General features: G+C 42.3%; 1 protein-coding gene. It reads left to right on the top strand.

Annotated elements, in window-relative coordinates; genetic code table 11:
- Positions 1 to 164 precede the first annotated feature (164 nt).
- Positions 165 to 734 carry an REP-associated tyrosine transposase gene (locus AC0QHF_RS00700; RefSeq protein WP_324702267.1) on the top strand — a complete coding sequence of 190 codons (570 nt, stop codon included), beginning with the start codon at positions 165 to 167 and terminating at the stop codon, positions 732 to 734.
- Positions 735 to 821: the final 87 nt, after the last annotated feature.

Here is an 821-nt window from a genome sequence, read left to right as displayed (position 1 = left end):
CAAAGAAACCGGGTTTCTAGAAGCACCTTGGGTTTCCCCCCGAGATCTCAATAGAAACCCGGTTTCTAGACCCGAGTTTCTAAACGCGATAAACCCGGCTTCTAGAGCCCGTTTATTGAAGCTATGATATCCTAGATCTATCATCGAGTTTCGAGGAGTTAAAAATGCCGCGTCGCCAAATCGTCTTTGAAACGGGTCGCTACTACCATATTTATAATCGGGGTCACAATCGGCAGGCGATATTTTTTAATCGAGATAATTACATCCACTTTTTGAGATTAATTAACAAATATTTGATCGAAACAAATTCCGCCGATATTATCGCCTATTGCTTGATGCCCAATCACTATCATCTGTTGGTGTATTTGCGGGCGGATCATTTCTCGAAGTCAATGCAAAGGTTGAGCGTGTCTTATGTCAAAGCGTTCAACAAATCTTATCAACGGGTCGGAACCTTATTTCAAAGACGATTTCAGGCGATTCTCGTAGATCGGGATGAATATTTATTTCAGTTGACCCGATATATTCACTTGAATCCAGTCAAAGCAAAGCTAGTTGACAAAGCCGAAGATTGGGAATTTTCCAGTTATCGAGAATATGTGGATTTGCGGCCGGGGAGTTTGCCCAAGTGTGAAGAAGTGCGATCGCATTTTAACTCGGCGAATAATTATCGTCGTTTTGTGGAACGTTCGATCCAAACCGCATCGATTCAACATTTGATGTTTGACGAGTAATCTGTGAAAGAAGAAACCCGGTTTCTAGAAGCATCTTTGATTTTCCCCCGAGATCTCAATAGAAACCCGGTTTCTAGACCCGAGTTT

It is taken from the genome of Lyngbya sp. CCY1209 (genome assembly GCF_055795065.1).
The sequence above is the reverse complement of the archived record's forward strand: the minus strand, read 5'-3'. Positions and strand labels throughout refer to the sequence as shown.